The organism is Zooshikella harenae, assembly GCF_018837975.1.
Lineage (GTDB): Bacteria > Pseudomonadota > Gammaproteobacteria > Pseudomonadales > Zooshikellaceae > Zooshikella > Zooshikella harenae.
The window spans coordinates 1-2,446 of sequence record NZ_JAGSOY010000190.1; the positions used below are offsets into that span (position 1 = coordinate 1).

Sequence of the window (2,446 nt, forward strand, 5' to 3'; positions counted from 1 at the left end):
ATGGCCAAAGTCGAGATGAACACATTATGGATTAAAAGATTTCTCCTCTTGTTCTTTAAGTTTAAATAAAAGTAAATCTATTAGGGAACGACGACCTGCGTCATACATTATTTTCTCTAAGCTATCGCTGGGTTTAGGTGTGGATAAGGTGAGGGTTTGGTCTAGGTAGGTGATTAGCTCTTTATACTGCAGTAGATTTATATTCATTATCTACCTTGAACACTACGAAGCGTTCAACGGAGCCATCTTTCAGGAAGTGCTTTAATTCCATCTCTGGTTGATTAGACAGGGCCTCAGAGATTAACTGCATAAAGTTAACAGCGGTAATTGTTTCCTCTTTCTTTTTCTTCTTTGCCATTTTTATCTCCATCTAAGGCATCAAGGCAGTAAAGGGCATGAATAGCATAATGACAGATTTTATATAAGTCACTACTATTCATACCCTTTTTGTCACCAAAGCGGTCTGCATATTTAATAATGTTACTTATTGAAAAGTGCAGACCACGCTCAGGCTTTGAGTAAATGAGTTCACCTGTTTGAACCTTTTTAGAAGCATAGTGTTGGCTATAGGTCTTATCTATATATTTCCTTATTTCAGACAAATACGTACTCTCATTAAACGAGTAACTTATATCCTTACTCAAACTACCTCCACTTACTTTTTCAAAGTGACTGTAATGGAATAAACGGGATACACCGTCAAGGCTTACCTGTCCTTCCTTATTAGATAAAACTGTGTAAACACGATTTGGAGGACTTCTGTAGACCAACCATGCTCTTTACAAAGCTGCAGGTATTCATCTTTAACACCTACCTTATCGCCTTTTTTAAAGCTCAATCGTTAAATTCCTCAAAGCCAAACTCAATTACTTTAAATATACCTAAAGTAAATATAAACGTTATCGCGAAACATATCATGAAGATTTCCATAAAATTACCCTTTTAAGTTTAAAGTCATAATCACATGCCCTTAATATACGAGCACAACGAGCCTGCTGAATTGCAACATCTTCAGATAAACCATTTTTTTCATAGCAAGATACGACAGTTTCCCACATAGAACTTGATGGAACCTTTTCCCACCTTATTTCAGAGGTCCCTTTACGAGGACCCGATTTAAAGGTGTGTTCATAAGATTCAAATTTAAGTCTATCTGTGAGTAGCTCTTCAGCAAGAGAATCAACTACATTTGGACAACCGGGATAACCATCAGCGGTGTCACCCGTTAAGATTTGTTTCATGAAGAAACGGTCAGCCTCTGATTTGGAAATAAATCGTGGCTCTAAATCTTTTACAGGATTAAATAAGTAGGTGTTCCCTATAGTTTGCATGTCTTTATCTTCAGATACAATTATTTTTTTGTAATTAGAATAAAACTTAGACCAAGTTGCCAAAATTCCCATCACATCATCAGCTTCTAATGAGGGCCTTTTAAAAGAAGTATAATTATTTATAGCGTATTCGACAATGGCTGGGTAGGAACATGGCTTAGGAATACCCTTTCTGTTTCCTTTATATTGCGGATAAATTGTCTTACGCAAATTGTCCCTATCAGTCAGGCACATAATAACTTTATCTAATTGACATGCTTCTTTTATGTACCTAACTTTTTCCTCAAAGATTTCTCTAACTACATTAAAGTCTGCATGGAAAGTCCACCAATCGTTCCCCCAGTTAATTGACCTTTGAGCTGCTGATGCAGCCTGAAAACAAAGTATGTCCGTGTCGAGTAGGCCCACACGGTTAGTACTCAAATGTTAAACTCCCGTCTGTACTGTCGTAATAAATTTTATCTACATAGAGTAACCCTGAGCCACAAAATGGCTTTGTTGTATCGTCTGTATGTTGGATGGCATCATCAGGAATGTTTGCCTCAGCAATAAACTTTTTAAGGTCACCTAATGTAATTACGCCATCTGTAGTAAATTCAATCATGTTAGTTCCTGTTTATTTTCACTTATAGAAAATGTGATTTCCTATTCGTGCAGTTCTTGTTAAAGAATGGGTCCAGTATGGTTGGATAAGATGTGAGTGGTAATGAGTTGCACCCTTGGTTAAATTTAGGTCCAACCCATTTAGTACTGCTTGAGATAAAAGAGCGGATAATTCAGCAGACTCCTTATCTTTCATAAGGTCTGAAATATCATCATGTGTCCAAGAAAATTGCTTTCTCTGATAGACCACTTGGCACACTTGATTAGGCCACTGATGACTTTCCACTCTATTCATTGTTACTTCAGCAACTGCAAGCATATCTTGCTATAGCCTTGATATACGTCTTTTGTTTTCTAAATATATTGGTATAGTCTCCTTATCTTTGTTAGTTCTTTTCAGATTGTAAATAAAGTAAACCAAGAAGGGTTAAGAAGTGACTGCCTATAGTAAAGAGCTTATTAACAGCAAAATTGAGTTTGACCTCAACACAGATATTGATGCTGTAAGCAGC

5 protein-coding genes are annotated in these 2,446 nt (G+C 36.6%); all 5 read right to left on the reverse strand.

The features are described 5' to 3' along the window. Positions 1–181 precede the first annotated feature (181 nt). The 5 genes from KCG35_RS24620 to KCG35_RS27170 all read right to left on the reverse strand — a co-directional run bounded on the left by KCG35_RS24620 (position 182) and on the right by KCG35_RS27170 (position 2,253). Positions 182–358, reverse strand: a complete 177-nt coding sequence (locus KCG35_RS24620) for a hypothetical protein (RefSeq protein ID WP_215822501.1) — start codon at positions 356–358, stop codon at positions 182–184. After that, the gene (locus KCG35_RS24625; protein ID WP_215822502.1) at positions 315–644 is read right to left on the reverse strand and encodes a DUF3310 domain-containing protein; all 330 of its coding nucleotides are present in this window, start codon (positions 642–644) and stop codon (positions 315–317) included. The genes KCG35_RS24620 and KCG35_RS24625 overlap by 44 nt, the downstream gene beginning before the upstream one ends. A 270-nt stretch (positions 645–914) precedes the next feature. Further along, positions 915–1,754 carry a hypothetical protein gene (locus KCG35_RS24630; protein WP_215822503.1) on the reverse strand — a complete coding sequence of 280 codons (840 nt, stop codon included), beginning with the start codon at positions 1,752–1,754 and terminating at the stop codon, positions 915–917. Then, positions 1,744–1,935, reverse strand: a complete 192-nt coding sequence (locus KCG35_RS24635; protein WP_215822504.1) for a hypothetical protein — start codon at positions 1,933–1,935, stop codon at positions 1,744–1,746. The genes KCG35_RS24630 and KCG35_RS24635 overlap by 11 nt, the downstream gene beginning before the upstream one ends. Before the next feature lie 18 nt (positions 1,936–1,953). Continuing rightward, positions 1,954–2,253, reverse strand: coding sequence for a cell wall hydrolase (locus KCG35_RS27170; protein WP_373687376.1), 300 nt, complete (start codon positions 2,251–2,253; stop codon positions 1,954–1,956). Positions 2,254–2,446: the final 193 nt, after the last annotated feature.